At 66.8% G+C, this 18,988-nt stretch carries 13 protein-coding genes; 11 read left to right on the top strand and 2 right to left on the bottom strand.

Annotated elements, in window-relative coordinates; translation table 11 throughout:
- The first annotated feature begins 261 nt into the window (after positions 1 to 261).
- From HUS23_01710 to HUS23_01670, 9 genes are read left to right on the top strand one after another with little or no spacing between them, the layout of a single operon-like run.
- Positions 262 to 2,385 (top strand): chitobiase/beta-hexosaminidase C-terminal domain-containing protein, encoded by a 2,124-nt coding sequence (locus HUS23_01710; GenBank protein ID QKT02626.1) that lies wholly within the window; start codon positions 262 to 264, stop codon positions 2,383 to 2,385.
- Positions 2,386 to 2,411: 26 nt separating this feature from the next.
- Complete coding sequence (locus tag HUS23_01705) at positions 2,412 to 4,514, top strand: chitobiase/beta-hexosaminidase C-terminal domain-containing protein (GenBank protein QKT02625.1); 2,103 nt, start codon at positions 2,412 to 2,414, stop codon at positions 4,512 to 4,514.
- 34 nt (positions 4,515 to 4,548) lie between these two features.
- Positions 4,549 to 4,869 carry a cytochrome C gene (locus HUS23_01700; protein ID QKT02624.1) on the top strand — a complete coding sequence of 107 codons (321 nt, stop codon included), beginning with the start codon at positions 4,549 to 4,551 and terminating at the stop codon, positions 4,867 to 4,869.
- 21 nt (positions 4,870 to 4,890) lie between these two features.
- Complete coding sequence (locus HUS23_01695) at positions 4,891 to 6,174, top strand: FAD-dependent oxidoreductase (protein QKT02623.1); 1,284 nt, start codon at positions 4,891 to 4,893, stop codon at positions 6,172 to 6,174.
- Positions 6,175 to 6,191: 17 nt separating this feature from the next.
- Complete coding sequence (locus HUS23_01690; GenBank protein ID QKT02622.1) at positions 6,192 to 6,341, top strand: hypothetical protein; 150 nt, start codon at positions 6,192 to 6,194, stop codon at positions 6,339 to 6,341.
- A 9-nt stretch (positions 6,342 to 6,350) separates the two neighbouring features.
- Positions 6,351 to 6,890: a cupredoxin domain-containing protein gene (locus HUS23_01685; protein QKT02621.1), complete on the top strand. Its 540-nt coding sequence runs from the start codon at positions 6,351 to 6,353 to the stop codon at positions 6,888 to 6,890.
- A gap of 40 nt (positions 6,891 to 6,930) precedes the next feature.
- Positions 6,931 to 8,550, top strand: a complete 1,620-nt coding sequence (locus tag HUS23_01680) for a cbb3-type cytochrome c oxidase subunit I (protein QKT02620.1) — start codon at positions 6,931 to 6,933, stop codon at positions 8,548 to 8,550.
- Positions 8,551 to 8,552: 2 nt separating this feature from the next.
- Positions 8,553 to 9,260, top strand: coding sequence for a cytochrome c4 (locus HUS23_01675; GenBank protein QKT02619.1), 708 nt, complete (start codon positions 8,553 to 8,555; stop codon positions 9,258 to 9,260).
- A gap of 8 nt (positions 9,261 to 9,268) precedes the next feature.
- The gene (locus HUS23_01670; protein QKT02618.1) at positions 9,269 to 11,800 is read left to right on the top strand and encodes a heavy metal translocating P-type ATPase; all 2,532 of its coding nucleotides are present in this window, start codon (positions 9,269 to 9,271) and stop codon (positions 11,798 to 11,800) included.
- A gap of 114 nt (positions 11,801 to 11,914) precedes the next feature.
- Here HUS23_01670 and HUS23_01665 read toward each other — a convergent pair whose 3' ends face one another.
- Positions 11,915 to 13,357: a PAS domain S-box protein gene (locus HUS23_01665; protein QKT02617.1), complete on the bottom strand. Its 1,443-nt coding sequence runs from the start codon at positions 13,355 to 13,357 to the stop codon at positions 11,915 to 11,917.
- Positions 13,358 to 13,525: 168 nt separating this feature from the next.
- Between HUS23_01665 and HUS23_01660 the strand changes: the two genes are divergently transcribed.
- On the top strand, positions 13,526 to 14,152 hold the full coding sequence (locus HUS23_01660) for a response regulator (GenBank protein ID QKT02616.1): 627 nt from the start codon (positions 13,526 to 13,528) through the stop codon (positions 14,150 to 14,152).
- A gap of 212 nt (positions 14,153 to 14,364) precedes the next feature.
- Positions 14,365 to 17,697, top strand: a complete 3,333-nt coding sequence (locus HUS23_01655) for an EAL domain-containing protein (protein QKT02615.1) — start codon at positions 14,365 to 14,367, stop codon at positions 17,695 to 17,697.
- A 387-nt stretch (positions 17,698 to 18,084) separates the two neighbouring features.
- Here the strand turns inward: HUS23_01655 and HUS23_01650 are convergent, their stop codons facing one another.
- Complete coding sequence (locus HUS23_01650) at positions 18,085 to 18,888, bottom strand: phospholipase A (GenBank protein QKT02614.1); 804 nt, start codon at positions 18,886 to 18,888, stop codon at positions 18,085 to 18,087.
- Positions 18,889 to 18,988 lie beyond the last annotated feature (100 nt).

Raw genomic sequence — 18,988 nt, 5'->3', positions numbered from 1 at the left:
CGGGATTTTCCTAGCTGCCACGGAGGGCGGTCATGGGGAGGGGGGACAGCAGCGCGCGCGCGGCCGTCACTGGGGGACGGTTTGGGCGAGCGCTGACGCAACGAGCCGACTGCGCCTCTGAAAGCGTGTGCCCTGCACGCGAGCGGCTCGCCGTACGCCCCCGGTTCCTTCCTCGTTCCGTCTTGCGCGGCGCACGTCTCAACCCTCTCGCTTCCAAGGAGCGGATCGCGTTGATGCGCGCTGCACGCCATGGAGGGCGACATGCATAACGAAGACCATCGGTACGCCGCGAGCGCCGGCCGCGGCACTACCGCGAAGACGGTGATCGTTCTGCTGGCAACGCTCCTGCTGTTTGGCGGTGGCGGACCGGCCTTGGCCCAGGGGTCCTCGCCGCTGGATGAATGGCACTGGCGCAATCCGCTGCCGCAGGGGAATACCTTGGAATGCCTGCTGCACGCGGAGGGCCGGTTCCTGGCCTTGGGTACAGCACACACCGCGCTCACTTCTAGCGACGCGCGCGACTGGTCCGAGGAGGAACTCGTTGGCGGGTGGGCGGCGGGGGCGACCTGTCATGATCTTGCCTACGGCGACGGCCGCTACGTCACTCTGTTCTCCGATGCCTTCTCGGACGGTCGCCCGTACGTCTCTACGGATGGTTTGCAGTGGACCGCCGGAGGTCCTGAACTACCCACTGACTTTCACGGGCTGACGTTCGGTGCGGGCTTATTCGTGGCGGTGGGGCGACGAGCTATAGCGACGTCTCAGGACGGCACAAGCTGGGCCGTGAACGAGCTTCCGCCGGGCGGGCCGTCGATCCCGCAGTCCCAGGGCGACGCCCTGCTCAACGGCGCGACCTTCGGCGGAGATCGGTTCGTCGCTGTGGGCCGAGGCGGCGCCATCTTAACTTCTCGGGATGCCATAGACTGGACCTACCGGGACAGCGGGGTCAGTGAAATCTTGCATGCCGTCGCGTTCGGCAGCAATGCTTACGTGGCTGTGGGGAATAATGGCACCATCCTGCGTTCGCATGACGCGCAACAATGGACTCGCGTCCGGTCGCCCGTGGATGTTCAGTTGCGTCACGTCGCTCACGACGGTCACGGATTTGTGGCGATAGGAGTCAACGGCACCGTACTCACCTCGCCTGACGGCCACGCGTGGCGGCGCGTCTCCTCGGGCACGGACGTAACCTTGTATCAAGTGGTCGCCGGCGATGGACGCTACCTCACGGTGGGCGCGTACGGCACGATCCTCTACTCCAGCGATGCCCGGCGTTGGCAACTGGCCTCCCGGGCCTTCACCAACAGAGCGCTGTTCGGCCTCGTGCGGACGGACGGTCGCCTCGTGGCGGTCGGCTCGCGCGGCACCATCCTCACTTCCGAGGACGGGACGGCGTGGCGCAAGCGCAATTCGGGGACGTTGCACGCGCTTCACGACGTGATTCGCGCGGGACGCCTGGTCGTGGCGGTGGGGGACGCGGGTACCGTGCTTACCTCGCCCAACGGTATCGGCTGGGCACCGCGGCGTTCCGGTACGAGCCAGGACCTCTACGGCGTGGCTTATGGCAATGGGGTGTATGTAGCGGTTGGGAACGGGGGACGCGTCATCACCTCCCGCGACGGTCGACGCTGGAGCTCGCACGACTCGGGGCACAGCGGACGCCTATGGGGCGTTGCCTTCGGCGGGGGACGCTTCGTCGCGACGGCGGGGGGGAGGACGGTGTTGACCTCCACCGACGGCCGCCGTTGGACACCGGTCGATGTGGGCGTCGAAGGCATCGAACTCTACAACGTGACCTACGGGGACGGGCGCTTCGTTGCGGTGGGTGGTGACGAGAGCATTTTCGGCCAAGTGGCGGTGTCGGAGGATGGTCTGAATTGGCAGCAAGCCTCGGTCCTTCCAACTGTGGATGGGGCGTTGCGCGGCGTGACGCACAGCCACGGGATCTACGTCGCCGTAGGCACCGGCTTCTTCGAAGACGCACTGATCTACAGCTCATCGGATGGCACGGAATGGCAGCGTCACGCCGTGCGCGTGGACAATGCTCTTAATGATGTCCTGTTCGCCCACGGCACCTTCATCGCGGTGGGCTCGGGCGGCACCATCCTCCAGTCTTCGCCCTACCTCGCCGCGCGCCCCGCATTCAGCGTGCGTGGCGGCACCTTCCGGCAGCCGCAGCACGTGACCCTCACCACGCGCACCGAGGGCGCCACCATCCGTTACACCACCGACGGGAACCTTCCGAGCTGCACGCGCGGCACGGAGATCGCCAGCGGCGGCTTCGTGACCCTGGAGCGCGACGCGGTGCTGCAGGCGGTGGCCTGTGCCGAGGGCTACGGCATGTCGGAACTGCGCAAGGAGACCTATCGGTTTCGAGGACGTTGAAGATGCCATACGCCATGGAGGGCGAAATGAACAAAGCACAACAAGCCAGGCAGCAAGCCGAACGCGGTCTCGGCGACGCCCTCAAGACCGTGGTTCTCTTGCTGGCGACGCTCCTGCTGCTTGGCGGGGGCGGACCGGCCTTGGCCCAGGGGACCTCGCCGCTGGATGAGTGGCACTGGCGCAATCCGCTGCCGCAGGGCGACACACTGCAATGCCTGGTGCATGCGGAGGGGCGCTTTCTCGCGCTAGGCTCCGGGCGCACTGCGCTTACCTCCACGGACGGGCGTGAGTGGACGTCCGAGCAGCTCTCGTTCAACTGGCCGGGTGGTGCTCAGTGTCTGGACGTGATCTATGCCGACGGCATTTACCTGGCGAGCGTGGGCTGGTTTGTGGATTACCTGTTCGTGTCGACCGACGGCATTAACTGGAGCCAGGTCTGGTACGAGCTAGGCGAGTCCTACGGGCTCGCCTACGGTGCGGGCACGTTTGTGGCGGTCGGTCACCGCATCGTGACGTCCGCCGACGGCACGACCTGGAGCGCGATGGACGTTCCCGTCGGCGCGCCGGGCGCCGGCTCGCCCACGCTGTTCGGGGTTACCTACGATGGGGAGCGCTTCGTGGCGGTCGGTGGCGGAGGCGCTGTCCTCACGTCTCCCGACGCCGCCGAATGGCACCACACAAACAGCGGCGTGACGGCCGCGTTGCGGGATGTCGCCTTCGGGAACAACGTCTACGTCGCGGTGGGGGAGGACGGCACGATTCTGCGCTCGAGCGACGCGCAGCAGTGGAACCCGGTGCGTTCGCCGGTGGATAGTCAGCTGCGCCGGATAACCCATGACGGCAACCGCTTCCTGGCCGTCGGCGAGAATGGCGTCCTGCTCACCTCCAGCGATGGCAGCGAGTGGCAGCGTGTCAGGTCGGGCACGGACATGCGGCTGTACCATGTCGCCGCCGGAGACGGTCGTTATGCGGCGGTGGGCGCGTATGGCACGATCGTCTCCTCTGCCGACGCACGCCCTTGGCAGCTGGCCTCGAGCAGCGTCACCCAGCAACACCTGCACGGTCTTGCGCGCGAGGGCAACCGAATAGTGGCGGTCGGGTCACGCGGCACCATTCTCACGTCCGAGAACGGTGTCGACTGGCGGAAGCGCAACGCCGGGACCCGCAACTCGCTGTTCGACGTGGTGAGCGCCGGGCGTCGGTTCGTGGCGGTGGGCCAGAATGGCACCGTGCTCACGTCACCCAACGGCATCGGCTGGGCGCTGCGCCGCTCGGACACGAGTCAAAGCCTGTACGGGGTGACCTACGGCAACGGCTTGTACGTCGCGGTGGGCGCGGAAGGGAAGATCATCACCTCGCGCGACGGGCGCACCTGGCGCGCACGCGCGTCGGGCGTGAGCGAAGACCTGCGGGGAGTCGCCTACGGCGGGGGGCGCTTCGTGGCGGTGGCGGAGCGGTGGAACACGGTGGTGACCTCCACCGACGGCGTCAGCTGGACGCCTCGAGACACCGGCACCTTCGAATTTGAGTTCTACGATGTGACCTATGCCGACGGACGCTTCGTGGCGGTGGGAAGGGAAGATCAGTACTCGGGTGGCGTGGCCGTCTCCGAGGACGGTATCAACTGGCAACGGGACAGTTCCTTCGAGGAAGGCTGGTTGCTCGGCGTCACCCACAGCCACGGCACCTTTCTGGCCGTGGGCAGCGGCTATTTCGATTCGTCGTTGCTCTACAGTTCATCCGACGGCATCGAGTGGCGCCGCCACCCGATACCCACGGACAATGGGCTTTTCGGCGCGCTGTTCGCTCATGGCACCTTTATTGTTGTCGGCGACGGCGGCACCATCCTCCAGTCTTCGCCCTACCTCGCCGCACGCCCGGCGTTCAGCGTGCGTGGCGGCACCTTCCGCGAGCCGCAGCACGTGACCCTCACCACGCGCACCGAGGGCGCCACCATCCGTTACACCACCGACGGGAACCTTCCGAGCTGCACGCGCGGCACGGAGATCGCCAGCGGCGGCTTCGTGACCCTGGAGCGCGACGCGGTGCTGCAGGCGGTGGCCTGTGCCGAGGGCTACGGCATGTCGGAACTGCGCAAGGAGACCTATCGGTTCCGGCCGCGCCGCTAGGCGGGAAGGGCAACCTCAATGTGAGGACGAAGGGATGAAGAAAGTATCGTGTGCTACTACTTTATTGACGTTGGTGCTGCTGTTCAGTGGCCCGTTTGCCGCAGCAGAAGAGGACGAGGTGCGGCGCGCGGCCATACTCAGCCAGTCCTGCAATAGCTGTCATGGCCCCGGCGGCTACAGTCCCGGGGCTATTCCGCCCCTGCAGGGTCTTTCGGAGGAGGTCTTCGTGCGCGCCATGCAGGACTTCAAGAGCGGCGCGCGGCCCGGCACCATCATGAACCGCATCGCGCGCGGCTATCGGGATGAAGATTTCGTGCTGATGGCCCGCTACTTCCTAGCCCAGGAGCGGCGCTAGCCGTTCCGCCCGGAGAGCGCCATGATCGACATCACGCGCAGGGAGTTCATCAAAGCTGCTGGGGCGGCGGGTCTGGTGGGTGCATTCGGTGGGTGGCTGCCTGCCGCCCGAGCGCGCACCTCGGCGCAGGTCGTGGTCGTCGGTGGCGGCTTCGGCGGCGCGGCCGCGGCGCGTTACCTGAAATTGCTCGATCCAGAGATTTCAGTGTCGCTCATCGAACGCGATCGCCAGTACGTCACGTGCCCCATGAGCAATGACTACATCGGCGGCAACCGCGCTTTCGACACCCTGGTGCACGATTTTCGCGCGCTGGAGGAGCTCGGCATCGCGGTGCATCACGACTCGGTGGTGAACGTGGACGCCGAGCGCCGACGCGTCGTAACCCAAACCGGCGCCGAACATCCTTACGACCGTTTGATCCTCGCGCCCGGAATCGATTTTCGTTGGGACGCCCTCGAAGGCTACGATGCGGCGGCCGCCCAGGTGATGCCGCATGCCTGGAAGGCGGGGCCGCAGACCCAGCTCCTGCGCCGTCAACTCCAGGAGATGCGCGACGGCGGTCTGTTCGTGATGGTGGCGCCCGACAACCCGTTCCGGTGCCCGCCGGGGCCGTATGAGCGCGCGAGCCTGGTTGCAAACTATCTTGCCACCTACAACCGGCGTGGGAAGGTGCTGATACTCGACCCCAAGGACAGCTTCACCAAGCAGGAGTTGTTCATGCAGGGCTGGGACGAGCTCTACCCGCGGGGAATGATCGAGTGGGTGCCGGGCTCGCAAGGCGGGACGGTGGAGCGAATCGAGGTGAACACACGCACCATCGTTACCGCGGCCGGCGCCCAGCAGGCGGATGTCGCGAATGTTATCCCCCCGCAGCAGGCCGGTATGCTGGCGCACACCTTGGGCCTGACAGACGAGACGGGCTTCTGCCCGGTCGACCAACGCACCTTCGAGTCCACCCGCGTGGCGGGCATCCACGTGATCGGCGACTCCTGCATTGCGGGCGAGATGCCCAAGTCGGGCGTTTCGGCCAACACCCAGGCCAAGGTATGCGCCCATGCGGTGCTGGATATTCTGGCCGAGCACGAACCGACCCTGCCGTCGCTGATGAACGCCTGTTTCAGCTTGGTGGGTCCGACCTACGGTATCTCCGTCGCCGCCGTCTACGAACTGACGGATAAGGGTATCACCGCGGTCGAAGGGGCCGGCGGCGTCTCACCGATGGATGCCACACCGGCGCAGCGGCGTCTCGAATCGGTGTTCTGGCGCAGTTGGTACGAGAACATCGTCGCCGACACGTTCGGCTGAAACTGATGGAGGAGCTCATGGACGAGCTTAGCGAAGAAGACAAACGCCGAATCGCGGATGCGCCCAAGGGCACCCTGGTGATTATGCTGCTGTTTGCAGGGGCCTTCACGCTGGCCTGGCTGTATTTTTACTTTGGTGTGTTCCTGGCGCGCGGGCCGGTCAGCTGAGGTGATGCCATGCATATCGATCCGCGCGAGAAGGCCTGGGTCTACGTCTCGCTGATTCTGGTGGCATTCGCCTCGGCGGTCGTGCTGTTTACCGCCGTCAGCGCCAACATTCATCCGCCCAGTAACGTCGAGACCATCGACTCGGCCTCGCTGCATCTGTCCGAGGAATTCGCCGAGGACCGGCTCGGGCCTCGGATCACCGAGGATGGGCGCGTGGTGGTGACCATGGTTGCCGCGCGCTATGCGTTCTATCCCCAGCGGGTGGAAGTGCCGGCCAACACGCCGGTGACCTTCCGCTGGGCGACGCCCGACGTGCTGCACGGCGTGCACGTGGCCGGCACCAACATGAACACCATGGTCGTGCCGGGCTTCGTTTCGGAGGTCACTACGGAGTTCCCGCGCCCCGGCACCTATCCGTTCCTGTGCAACGAGTACTGCGGTTTGGGGCACGACTACATGTGGAGCCGTCTGGTGGTGGTGCCGCAGGACCAGTGGCAGCCGGATCAGGTGCAGGCGGGGCCGAACCCGCCGGGCGACCGGGGTCAGTGAGGCGCGGCCCGGGCGCCGCCCGGCCGGAGGGGAGAATGCGATGTTCGACAAGGCGGAACGACTCAGCCTGACCCATATGTGGGTGGCCTTCGCGGCATTCGCCGTGGCTGCGATCTTGGGTTTCTATCAAGTGCTCGCGCTGAGCGGCATCGCACCTCAGGTGCAGTCGCAGGCGATCTATTTCGGGGCGATCAGCACCCACGGGACCCTGATGGGCTATGTGCTCACCACCTTTTTCATCATGGGCTTCGGCTACTACATCGCCACGACCAGCCTGCAACGCCCCTTATGGAACAAGCCGCTCGCGTGGCTTGGTTTCTGGGTCGCGCTTGCCGGCACCGTGATCGCCGCCGTTCCATTGGTGCTGGGCCAGGCCTCGGTGCTCTATACCTTCTATCCGCCGCACCAGGCTCACTCGGCCTATTACATCGGCGCCACGCTACTGGTGGTGGGGTCGTGGGCATGGGCGGTGATCATGCTCACCATGATGGTGCAGTGGAAACGGGGCAATCCCGGCCAACCTGTGCCGCTGGCCATGTTCGCCATGAGCGTCAATGCGGCGCTGTGGCTGTGGACCAGTGTCGGCGTCGGTGCCGAGATGCTGTTTCAGCTGATTCCCTGGTCGCTGGGCTGGACCGACACCATCGATGTAGGGCTCGCGCGCACGCTGTTCTCTTGGACGTTGCACGCCATCGTCTACTTCTGGCTCATCCCGGCCTACATCGTGCTCTACGCCTTTCTGCCGCGCGCGGCGGGCGGGCGCTTGTTTAGCGACGAACTCGGGCGCGTCGCGTTCATCATGCTGCTGGTGTTCAGTCTTCCGGTCGGGTTCCACCACCTGTTCATGGATCCGGAGCACAGCGCCGGCTTCAAACTTTTTCATACCATCAGCACCTTCGGCGTGATGGTGCCGACATTGATCACCGGCTTCACCATTATGGCCTCCATGGAAATCGCGGGACGGTTGCGCGGGGGGCGCGGTCTGTTCGGCTGGATACTGTCGCTCGATCGCAGCAACCCGGTGGTGCTCGCGTCGGTCTTCGCCTTCCTGTTTTTGATCCTGGGAGGATTCGGCGGCTTCATCAATTCGAGCTACGCGATGAACGCCATGGTGCATAACACCGCCTGGGTGACAGCGCACTTCCACCTCATCTTCGGCGGCACCACGGTGATTCTGTACATGGCCGGCGCCTACTACATGTGGCCCAAGCTGACCGGCCGGCCGCTGCATTCGAACCGGATGGTGCTGACGCAGTTGTGGCTGTGGTTCATCGGCATGGTGGTGACCACCACGCCGTGGCACATCGTCGGCCTCATGGCCCAACCGCGGCGTATCTCCTCCATCGTGTACGAGATCCCGCAAGCCGCGCAGTGGTATCCGTATCAGGTCGTGATGGTGTTCGGTGGATTGATTCTGATGATCTCGGCGCTGCTGTTCGTCTACAACCTGTTGCGCAGCCATTACACCTTCGGCGTGGAGGCCGATCGCGAATTGCACTACGCGCAGCCGTTGCATCCGGTGCTGCGCGTGCCGCGGGTGCTCAACGGCCTCACGTTGTGGAACTGGATACTGGTGTTCTACATGATCGCGGCATTCGGCTATCCGATCGCCCAGTTCTTCATTCTGAACACCTACGATTCGCCGCCCTGGGGGATTTGACGATGCGCGCCAAGTTACTGCTGATCGCGGCTATCGCACTCTCGCTGACGGCGCTCGCCGGGGCGCAGCCTCCGGTGGGGCTGGAGGGGGCGTTGGAGGACCCGCAGGCCGAGCCCTCGACACGCGTTGCGTGGACCGTCGAGACGCGCCGGCTGGTGCGCGGCGGCGACGCACAGCGCGGTGAGCGACTCGCCCAGGACTGCGCGTCCTGCCATGGTGCCACCGGCGTGAGCCCCAGCCCCAACTTTCCGAGTTTGGCGGGCCAGTTGCCCGAGTACACCTTCAAGCAGTTGCACGATTATCACCTCGGCAACCGCGTGCACCCCATCATGACCGCCTTGACCGAGGTGATGGAGATCCAGGACATGGCGGACATGGCTATGTGGTACGCCGCGCAGCCTCTGCCGCCACCGCAGACCGCAGAGCCGCCGGACGACATCGCCCTGCAGTTGGTGCGCCGCGGCGATGCCGCCCGCTTCATACCCGCCTGCGCCGTCTGCCACGGGCCGCAGGGGCAGGGTCGTGCGGTGGACAAGGCCGCGCTCGCGGGACAGCCGGAACTGTACTTTCGGACCACCATGCGCGCCTACCGCGACGAAACACGCGCCAATGATCTCTACGGCGTGATGCGCGTCATCGCGAGCGAGCTAACCGACGAGGAGATCGACGCGCTGGCGCGCTACTACGCGGGGCTCGGCACGGAGCCATAACCTTCGGCATGCGTAGCGAAACCTGTTTTCATTGCGGTTCGGCGCTGGCGCGCGGCAGAGCGCCGACGTTGATGGTGGGGGAGACGCCGCGCGCCTTTTGTTGCGCCGGCTGCCGCGAGGTGTGCCGCGCTATCCTGCAGGCGGGCCTGCAGGACTACTACCATCACCGCGAGCAGCGCGCGCCCAACGCCGAGCGTCCGGCGTTGCGCGAGCTCACCGCACGCCTCGCGCTGTACGACGACCCCCAGGTTCAGGCGAGCTTCGTGCGCTCCGGCGCCGGATGGCGTGAGGCGGAGCTGTTGCTCGAAGAGGTGCGCTGCGCCTCCTGCCTGTGGCTCAACGAGCAGCGCCTGCGCCGCTTGCCCGGGGTCCTCGCGGTGGATTTCGACTACACCGCGGGCCGGGCGCAAGTGCGCTGGGACCCCGCGCGCCTCAAGTTGAGCGAGATCCTGCGCGCCATCACCGACCTCGGCTACGTGGCCCACCCCTACGACCCGGCGCACCGCGTCGAGCTTGCCCGGGAGCACAAGCGCCGCAGCGCCGAGCGCCTCATCTTCGCGGGGCTGCTCAGCATGCTGGTGATGAAGTTCTCGCTCGCCACCTACCTGATGGGCGCGCCCGACGCGGCGGGTAACCTGCCGGGCTGGGTAGAGGCCGGCCGCTACGCCGCGTTACTCGCTACCGCCGCCTTGCTCGCCTACCCGGCGCAGGATTTCTTCCACGGCGCGTGGCAGGACCTGCGCAACCGGCGCCTGGGTATGGACGTGCCGGTGACCACCGCGCTGATACTGGCATTTGTGGGCAGTGCCTGGGCGACACTGCACCAGTATCAGGAGGTGTATTTCGACTCCATCGCCATGTTCATTGCCTTCCTGCTGCTTGCGCGTCACTTGGAACTGCGTGGGCGGCTCGCGGCCGCGGCCGAGGTGGATCGGCTCGCGCGCGTGGTGCCGCGCGCTGCGCGGCGCGTGCAGCCGGACGGCGCGGAGGCGGAAGTCGCCGCGCCCGCGCTACGCCCCGGGGAACGCGTGCGGGTGCGCCCCGGCGAGGTGGTGCCGGCCGACGGCGTGATCGTCGCGGGGCAGAGTCGCTTCGATGAGGCCCTGGTCACCGGGGAGGCCACGCCCGTGCTGCGCGGGCCGGGCGAGAGCGTCATCGGCGGCAGCTGCAACGGCGACCAGGACGTGGTGGTGGAAGTCACGCGTACCACGCGCGACTCCGTGCTCAGCGAGATCCATGCGCTGCTGCGCCAGGCGCTACGCGCGCGGTCCGGCGAAGGGCGCCTCGCGCGCCGCGCGGCAAGCCTGTTCATCGCCGGCATGTTGCTCGTCGCGGCGGCGACCGCGGTTTACTGGTGGTCGGTCGACCCGGCGGTGGCGCTGCCCGCGACCCTGGCGGTGTTGATCGTCACCTGTCCGTGCGCCTTCTCGCTGGCGGCGCCGGTGGCGCTGGCGGTGGGCGCGGGGCGGTTCGCGCGGGCGGGCGTCCTGCCGGTGCGGCTGGGGGCGCTGGAGGCGCTCGCGCACAGCACGGTGGTGGTGTTCGACAAGACCGGCACGCTCACCCACGGGCGCCCGCGGGTGGTGGAGACGCGGCCCCTCGGGCGCTTGGACGGCGCCACGGCACGCCGTCATGCGGCGGCGTTAGAGGCCACATCCAGTCATCCCTTGGCAGACGCCTTTCGGCATGCATGTATTACCCCCAGCGCCGCGCGGGATTGGACGCACGCGCCCGGCGCGGGCGTGAGCGCACGGATCGACGGCGGGCGTTGGTGGCTCGGTAGCGCGCCCTACATCGCGCGGCAGACACGCCTATCGTCGTCCGCCCAGGCCGCGCTGGAGGCCTGCGCCGCCCGCGGCGATACGCCGTTGGTGCTTGCGGATGAGGCCGGCGTGCAGGCGGTGTTCGCGGTGCGCGACGAGGTGCGTCCCGAGGTGCCCGCGTTGTTGCACGGCCTTCGTGCCGCGGGCGTGCGCCGCTTCGTAATCCTGAGCGGCGACACGCCGAGCAGCGTGCGCCGCGTGGCCGAGCAGGTCGGCATCGCCGATTGGCAGGCGAGCATGACGCCGCAGGACAAGCTTGCCCGGATTCGCGCGGAACAGCGCCGCGGCGCGCGCGTGCTGATGGTGGGCGATGGGATGAACGACGCCCCCACGCTTGCCGCGGCGGACGTGTCGGTGTCGCCCGCCGAGGCGACCGCACTGGCGCAGACGAGCAGCGATTTTGTGCTGCTCGGACGCGACCTCTCGGCGCTGCTCGAGGCGAGGCGCATTGCGCAGCGCACCCGGCGCATCATCGTGCAGAATTTCGCCTGGGCGGCCGGCTACAACGTGACGGCCCTGCCGCTCGCCGCGGCGGGCCTGATCCCGCCGTGGGGGGCCGCCATCGGCATGACCGCGAGCTCGCTGCTGGTGGTGGGGAATGCGTTGCGCCTGCGCCGCGCGGCGGGCGCCAAGCAGGCCACGCCCGATGCGCCGGCTGATCCGCCTGACCCGGCGGCCCCATCCGTGCCGACCCGGCGTCGCGCGGCTAGCGCGTGATCGAGTAGCCCACGCGCAGGTGGAAGTTCCCTTCTGCTAAGGGCGTCGCCTTGGCCGTGTGGGAATCGGGGCGCGGGCCTCAGGCGCGCGGCTCCTGCAGTCTGTAGCAGGCGGTCAGCTTGCGGGTGCCTGCACGAGTACCGGATGCGCCAAGCGCAGGCGCGCAGTGACACCGCCTTGGTCGGCGCGGACGTCCAGCCAAGCACCTTCCGGCGGTAACAGCGATTTGATGAGCGACAGACCGGTGCCCAAGCGTTCACCCCCGTCGAAGTCGAATCCGGGCGGGAGCGTGCCCTGCGGGTTGTGCACTTGCACCTCCGCGCTGCTCCCGTCTCTGTGGAGCGAGACCCGGACGCCATCTCCGGTCGCGCCGCCGTGCTTGATGGCGTTGATCACCAGTTCGTTAAGTATCAGCGCCATGGGTACGCACTCGCCGGGCGCAATCTGTATGCGACGCAGGATATCCACCTCCACGGGCAGGTGTACGTGCGCCGCGGTGAGTTCCGCCGCCGTGTGGCTAATCGCCTCGACCATCTCGCACAGCCGCACCTCGTCGTGCTGCCCGCGCGCCTGCAGGCCGTGCACCACGGCGACGGATTGCAGCTGCGCCAGGCCCGAGACCAGCAGCCGCGCTACCTCGGGTTGCTCGGCCGCCTGCTGGCGCAGCAGGCCCACGACGCCCTGCAGGTTGTTCTTGATGCGGTGATGCACCTCGCGCACCAAGGCATCGCGCTGTGCGGCCCACTGGGTGAGCCGCTCGCGCTCCGCGTGATGGCGCTCGGTCACGTCGCGGAAGATGCCTTGCGCCACGCGCCGCCCGCCGTAGGTGATCGTGCGCGCGCTGAGGTCCACAGGTACGACTTCGCCGTCCTTGCGCCGCACCGCGGTATCCATGACGATGACGTGGCCGTGCGCGAGCAGGTGCTCGAAGGCCCGCTCGATGCGCGCGAGTTCGCCGGAGGGGTGAATGTCGCGGTAAGTAAGCTCGGCGAGCTCTTCCCGGGTATAACCCAGCAGGGACTCGGCGCGATCGCTCGCGTCGATCAGGCGACCGTCCTCGGCGGCCGTCAGTATGGGGTCGCTGGCGCGGCGCAGCAGGGTGCGGTACTTCTCACCCGTGTCGCGTAGCGCGTCGAGCAGTTGGCAGCGCGTATCGCAGTCTGGATCGTCCGCCTCCGGCAAGCCCTCCAGCATAGCCAGCACGCTGGCGGCCGTGGGCGTTTCCAGGCGGCTGAAGCGCAGCAGCTTGGGCGCGAGCCCCGCGCCGTCTGGCGCGCCGCAGGCGGCGACGGAGGTTGCGATGCCGCTCGCGAGTGCGCTGCGTAAAGCCTCGCCCCCTTCGGGAGCCCAGGCGGCGCCCGCGGCATCTAGCACCGCGAGCATGTTTCGCCCCGTCGCCGCGGCAATGGGATCTCCGGCGGCCGCGCGCGCGTGCCACGCAGGATTCGTGTACCGCACGCCGCCGTCCGCATCGAGCAGCGCGACGGGCAGGGGCATGAGGTCAAGCGCGGCCCGCAACACGTCCTCTGGGGAAGCTTCGTTTCCCTGCATGTTCATGACGTCGTCACTCCGGTCCAGCGTTTCGGCGGCCAATCACCGGCCCCACTGGCCTGCCACCATGCCATGGTTGCACTCCGAAGGCGAAGTCGATAGATTGCCTAGACTGCGGCACAGAACGAAAACTCCTGCATTTTCATATTCGTGGGCGTGGAGGAGACGTTGCGCATGAGCGAAGCGGCGGTTTCCGTATTGCTTGCCGACGATGACCGGCTGATTCTCACCACGCTGGGCCAGGGGCTCGAGCGGGCGGGTTTTGAGGTCCTGCGCGCTCCCTCGGGGGAGGAGGCGGTGCGGCTCGCGGAGCTGCGCAGGCCCGATATCGCGCTGCTCGACGTGCGCATGCCGGGGATCGGGGGTATCGAGGCGGCGCGGCAACTGGGTCGAGCCGGCATTCCGGTGTTATTTCTGTCCGCCTATGACGATGCCGACACGGTGCGCGAGGCGGTCGACGAGGGCGCAGTCGGATACCTAGTCAAACCGGTGGACGTCCCCAAGATCGTCCCCTCGTTGCGCGCGGCGCTGTCCGTCTCGGAGCAGCTGCGCCGCCTGCGCGCCGAAGGCGAGCACCTCGCTGTGGCGCTCGCCAGCGGGCGGGCGGTGAGCGTGGCGGTGGGCCTCATCATGGAACGCTACCGCCTCACACAGGCGGGGGCGTTCGAGGCGCTGCGCGCGCATGCGCGATCGCAGCGCCGCAAGGTTCAAGAGGTGGCGGCGGAGCTCGCCAGTGCCAGCGACGCGCTCAACCTGTCCCCGCAGGCCTTGCGGCGCGGCGGCGCCGGTGCCGATGCCTGAAGCTAAAGTTCGCACCGTGCTTGCCGCTACCATGGCCTGAACCGCAAGACCCGGATCCGGGCGAGCGCGCCGTGAACCCGCGCGCCACGCCGGTCCCTCGCACGGCGTTGCGTCGCCTTCGCGAGCACTAAGCCCCATCCCCGCTTGTAGTCGAGTACCCGCCCTGGACGAGGGCGGCATGTTGCTTTTTGGCCGGTGACATTGGGGTGACAATGAACAAGCCTGAGACGGACGCGGGGGCGCCCGAGGGGGGCGACGACCATACGATCGCCGAGCGAGAGGCTTTCGTGGGCCTCGGTGCCGAGGATCGCCAGCATCTGCGCGCGCTGCGCGAGCGCCTTGCCCCGCCCACGCGTCATTTTATCGAGCGATTCTACAGCGACGTCGATCGCTTCGAGCCGGTGCGTGCGCTGATCGCGCGCCCCGAGGTACGCAAGCGGCTGAAACACGCTCACGTCCAGTACTTCGACGATCTGCTGGCGGCAGACTTCGGCCCTGAGTACGTGTTGGGACGCCTGCGTGTGGGCGAACGGCATCACCAGATCGGGCTGGACCCCAAGTGGTACATCGGCGCCTACGCGCGATATCTCTCTCACGTCGCTCCCGATTTGCTGCCGAGCGCCAACGAGGAGGACGTGCGGGCGCTGCAAGCCCTCACGCGGGCGGTGTTCATGGATATCGGCTTGGCGCTCGATGCCTATTCGCTTGCCGAGCGTCGCGCGGGTACCGACTTCAGCGCGGGTATCATCTGCACCCTGCCGGTGGCTGTGCTCGCGGTCTCTTCCTCCCTGCGCGTACTGCACGCGAATCGCGCGGCGGGGGAGTTGCTGCAGTTGGATCATGCGGCCATGGCGGGCCGCCTCCTCCTGGATTTGCCCGCGCTGGCACCGTTGAAGGAGCCGGTCACTCAATTGGATATCTCGGGAGAGGTGCCGGACTTGCCTCTGCTGGAAGGCCCAGGCGGCAGGTGGCTGGACGCTCGGCTGATGCGCTGGGAGCGGGCCCCTTCCCCCACGCACGACAGCATCGATGCCTGCGCGCTGGTGGTGATGCTCGAGGACGTGACCGAACGTGAGCGCTTGCGCGGGCAGGCCGAAGCGGCTGCGGCACGCAACCAGACCATCGTGACGCTCGCGCCGGACGGCATCGTCATCATCGACGCTCTCGGCACGATTCAAACCTTCAATCACGCGGCGGAGAAAATGTTCGGGTATCAAGCCGACGAAGTGATCGGCAAGAACGTCAGTATGCTGATGCCTTCGCCCCACCGCGAAAACCACGACGCGTACCTTGCAGATTACCACGGCCGGCGCGGCAAGCCGCTCGGCGTGAACATGGGCTATCGGGAGTTGATGGGCCAGCGCAAGGACGGACAGGTGTTTCCGCTAGAACTGGCAGTGAGCGAAGTCGCGCTGGATGACGGAACGGGGTTCATCGGCACGCTGCGCGACATCGAGGAGCGCAAGCGCACCGAGGCGGATCTGCAGCACAGCCGACGCCGCCTGGCCGAGGCGCAACGCATCGCCCGGCTCGGCAACTGGTACTGGAATGTCGATACCGGCTACCTCCACTGGTCGGACGAGCTGTACCGGATCTTCGGCCTGAAGCGCCATGCTGGCGCGCCGACCCTCGACACCTATCTCGCGCTGCTGCACCCGCAGGACCGCGCGGGGGTGGAGGCTAAGCTGCAGCAAGCGCTCGATGGCGGGCCGCTCTACGAGTCACACCATCGCATACTGCGGTCCGACGGGACCGTGCGCTGGATTCACGTGCGCGGAGAGATTACCCGCGCCATGTCGAGGCGTGCTATCCATGTGGTGGGCACGGTGCAGGACGTGACCGAGCGTCACGAGGCGCAGGAGCAGATGCGCAAGCTATCCAGCGCGGTCGAACAGACGGCCGACATTGTGTCCATCACAGACCACCGCGGCAGGATCGAATACGTGAACGCGGCCTTCGAGAGCGTTACCGGCTACACGCGCGCCGAGGCCATCGGCCGGAAGCCTAGTATGGTGAGCTCAGGGAAGCACAGTCACGAGTTCTATGTGAATGTCTGGGAGACGCTCCTGCGCGGCGAGCCATTTCGGGAGGTGTTCATCAACCGGCGCAAGAGTGGCGAGCTCTATTACGAGGAGAAGACCATCACGCCGCTGCGCAACTCGCAGGGGGAGGTGACGCACTTCGTCTCTACCGGCAAGGACATTACCGAACGCATGCAGGCCCAAGAGCGGCTGCATTTCCTGGCACACTACGACCCGCTGACCGGCCTGCCGAACCGCGCCTTGTTCATGGACCGGATGGAGCGCGCGCTGGCGCGTGCGCGGCGCACGCAGAGCAACGTTTGCGTGATGTTTCTCGACATGGACCGCTTCAAGCTGGTCAACGACTCGTTCGGCCACACGGTCGGCGACGGCCTGTTGCGCGATTTCGCGCTGCGCCTGCAGGATACGTTGCGCGAGACCGACACTGCAGCCCGCTTCGGCGGAGACGAGTTCGTGATTCTGCTCGAAGACATCAAGTGCGAAGCGGATGCCGAGGCGGTCGCGGCCAAGCTGCTGGCGTCACTGACACATCCGTTTCGCTTGGAGGAGCGGGAGTTCTACGCGACAGTGAGCGTGGGCGTGTGCTGCTCCTCGCAGGGCGGCCAAGGCAGCGCGGAGCTGCTCAAGAACGCCGATGCGGCCATGTACCGGGCGAAGAACCAGGGCCGTAACCGCTATGCATTTTTTGAGCCAGAGATGGATGTAGGAGTGCACCAGCGCCTCGAACTGGAGGGCGCGCTACGCCGCGCGCTGGATCACAAGGAGTTCGAACTCGAGTATCAGCCGATCGTCGATGCCACCGGCAAGGTCCTCGCCTTAGAGGCGCTGTTGCGCTGGCGGCGCGCAGACGGCGTGCAAATCGCGCCTCTGGAGTTCATCCCGCTGCTCGAGGACACCGGGCTCATCGTCCCCGTGGGCGAGTGGGTGCTGGCTACCGCGTGTCAGGCTAAGAAGGGTTGGGAGGCGGCCGGATTCCATGAGTTGGATGTTGCGGTCAATATCTCGGCGGCGCAATTTGAGGGCCAGGCGCTGGCGGCAACCGTCGAACGCATCTTGGGCGAGCAGGGTGTCGAGCCCGCCAATGTGCACCTGGAGATCACCGAAAGCCTGCTCATGCGCGACCTGCCGCGGGCGCTGGAAACCATGGGCGCGCTGCATGCCCTCGGCGTTCAGCTTGCGGTGGACGATTTCGGCACCGGGTACTCGTCGCTGAACTACCTGAAGCGGTTTCCCATTCGGAGCGTCAAGGTCGATCGGACCTTCGTGCAGGACATCGTTCACGATGCGAACGATCACGCGATCGTAGCGGCCGTTCTGCACATGTGCGAGAGCCTTGGCCTCACCGCGGTTGCGGAGGGCGTCGAGAACGCCGAGCAGTTGGAATTGCTGCGACGGCTCGGGTGTAGCCACATGCAGGGATTTTACTTCGCGCGGCCGCTGGCCGCTTCGGCTGTGCTGGAGTATCTGCAGCGCGCGTCACGCGGCGCACCTGGCGCGCGTTAGCAAGAATGCGCGATGCGGCGCCTGAACGCGCTTTGAACCGCTGGCGCCCCGTTCCCTACCTCCGGTCTTTATGCGTAAAGGGCACAGCCCGATTCCAGTATCGTGAACGCGGTTTGGTAAGAGTGCGGCCGATCCGTGCCCGCAACATCCGGATCCGCGAGGGGGGGGCGAGGTCGCGCTTGTGCACGCGGCTGGGCTCCAGCTTTTCGTGTGCCGGGCGGTCGCCTGTGTGCAGCCGAGCGTGGCCCTGCAAGAGGCGGAAGTAGTGTGCGGGCTCGCCACCCACCGGCAGCTTGCTGATCCGAAGGAGGGCTGAACGCGGGCAAATCCACCGGATCGCGCCCGATGCCCCGGCTGACCCGCCCGTGCCGACCCGGCGCCGCGCGGCTAGCGCGTGATCGAGTAGCCCACGCGCAGGTGAAGGTTCTCCTTCACGTCGTAGTCGATCAGGCTCTGGCCGTAGCCATGAAACAGCTGTACGTGGACGAACCCGCCCGCGCGCGTGAAGATGGGACGCCGTAGCGGGTAGGTGTAGTTCAGCTCGATGCTGCCCTTGCCAGTCGTGCCATAGCGGCCCACCCCGTACACGATCCAGCTGTCTTCATTGCCGTAGCGCACGAGCCAATCGGCGCTGCCGCGGTAGTGATGGATGTCGGGGTTCTCATCCTTGTCGAGGTAGACGAAGGCGCGCGGCCCGAGGATGAGTTCACGATCCGCGACCCGCGTCGACCAGGCCGGCTGCACGAACAGCAGATCGATGCTGCGCGAGGCTTCGTCCTCGCGGCCGTTGGACTCGTGCTCATAACCGAAGCGCCAGAGCTGCGGCAGCAGGCCCTCCCGGCTGCCGCGTCCCTGCCAAAAGAAGCTCGGGCGATAGCTCGTGTCCTGAAACGGGCGCGAAGTGGTGCTGAGATCCCACAGTGCATTCTGGGTAAAGGCGAAGTGCACGCCCTCGAGTTCTTCGAAGGCGCGCGTTACGGCCGTATCGGCGTCGAACAGACGGTACTTGAAGCTGATCTGAAAGCGCGCGTTCGCGCCCCCGCGGCCACCGAGTATGAAGTACATCGGCTCGTGTACCGACAGCGCCTGTTCCTGGGTCGGCAGCAGCACGGTGTCGGGCGGGGGCGCTTCCGGTTCGGGGAGCTGCTGAGCGTGCGCGGCGGCGGTCCACATCAGTATGCCGGCGGCCATGCGCGTCAGCGCGGCGCCGTAGCCGCGCGTTGCATTGTGGCGTGGTGATGTCGGGGCGGCAGCAAGCGATCTCATTCAACGGTCACGGCGCCATGGGGGG

This window comes from Ectothiorhodospiraceae bacterium 2226 (assembly GCA_013348725.1).
In the GTDB taxonomy this organism is placed as follows: Bacteria; Pseudomonadota; Gammaproteobacteria.
This window is presented reverse-complemented; position numbering and strand designations above follow the sequence as displayed.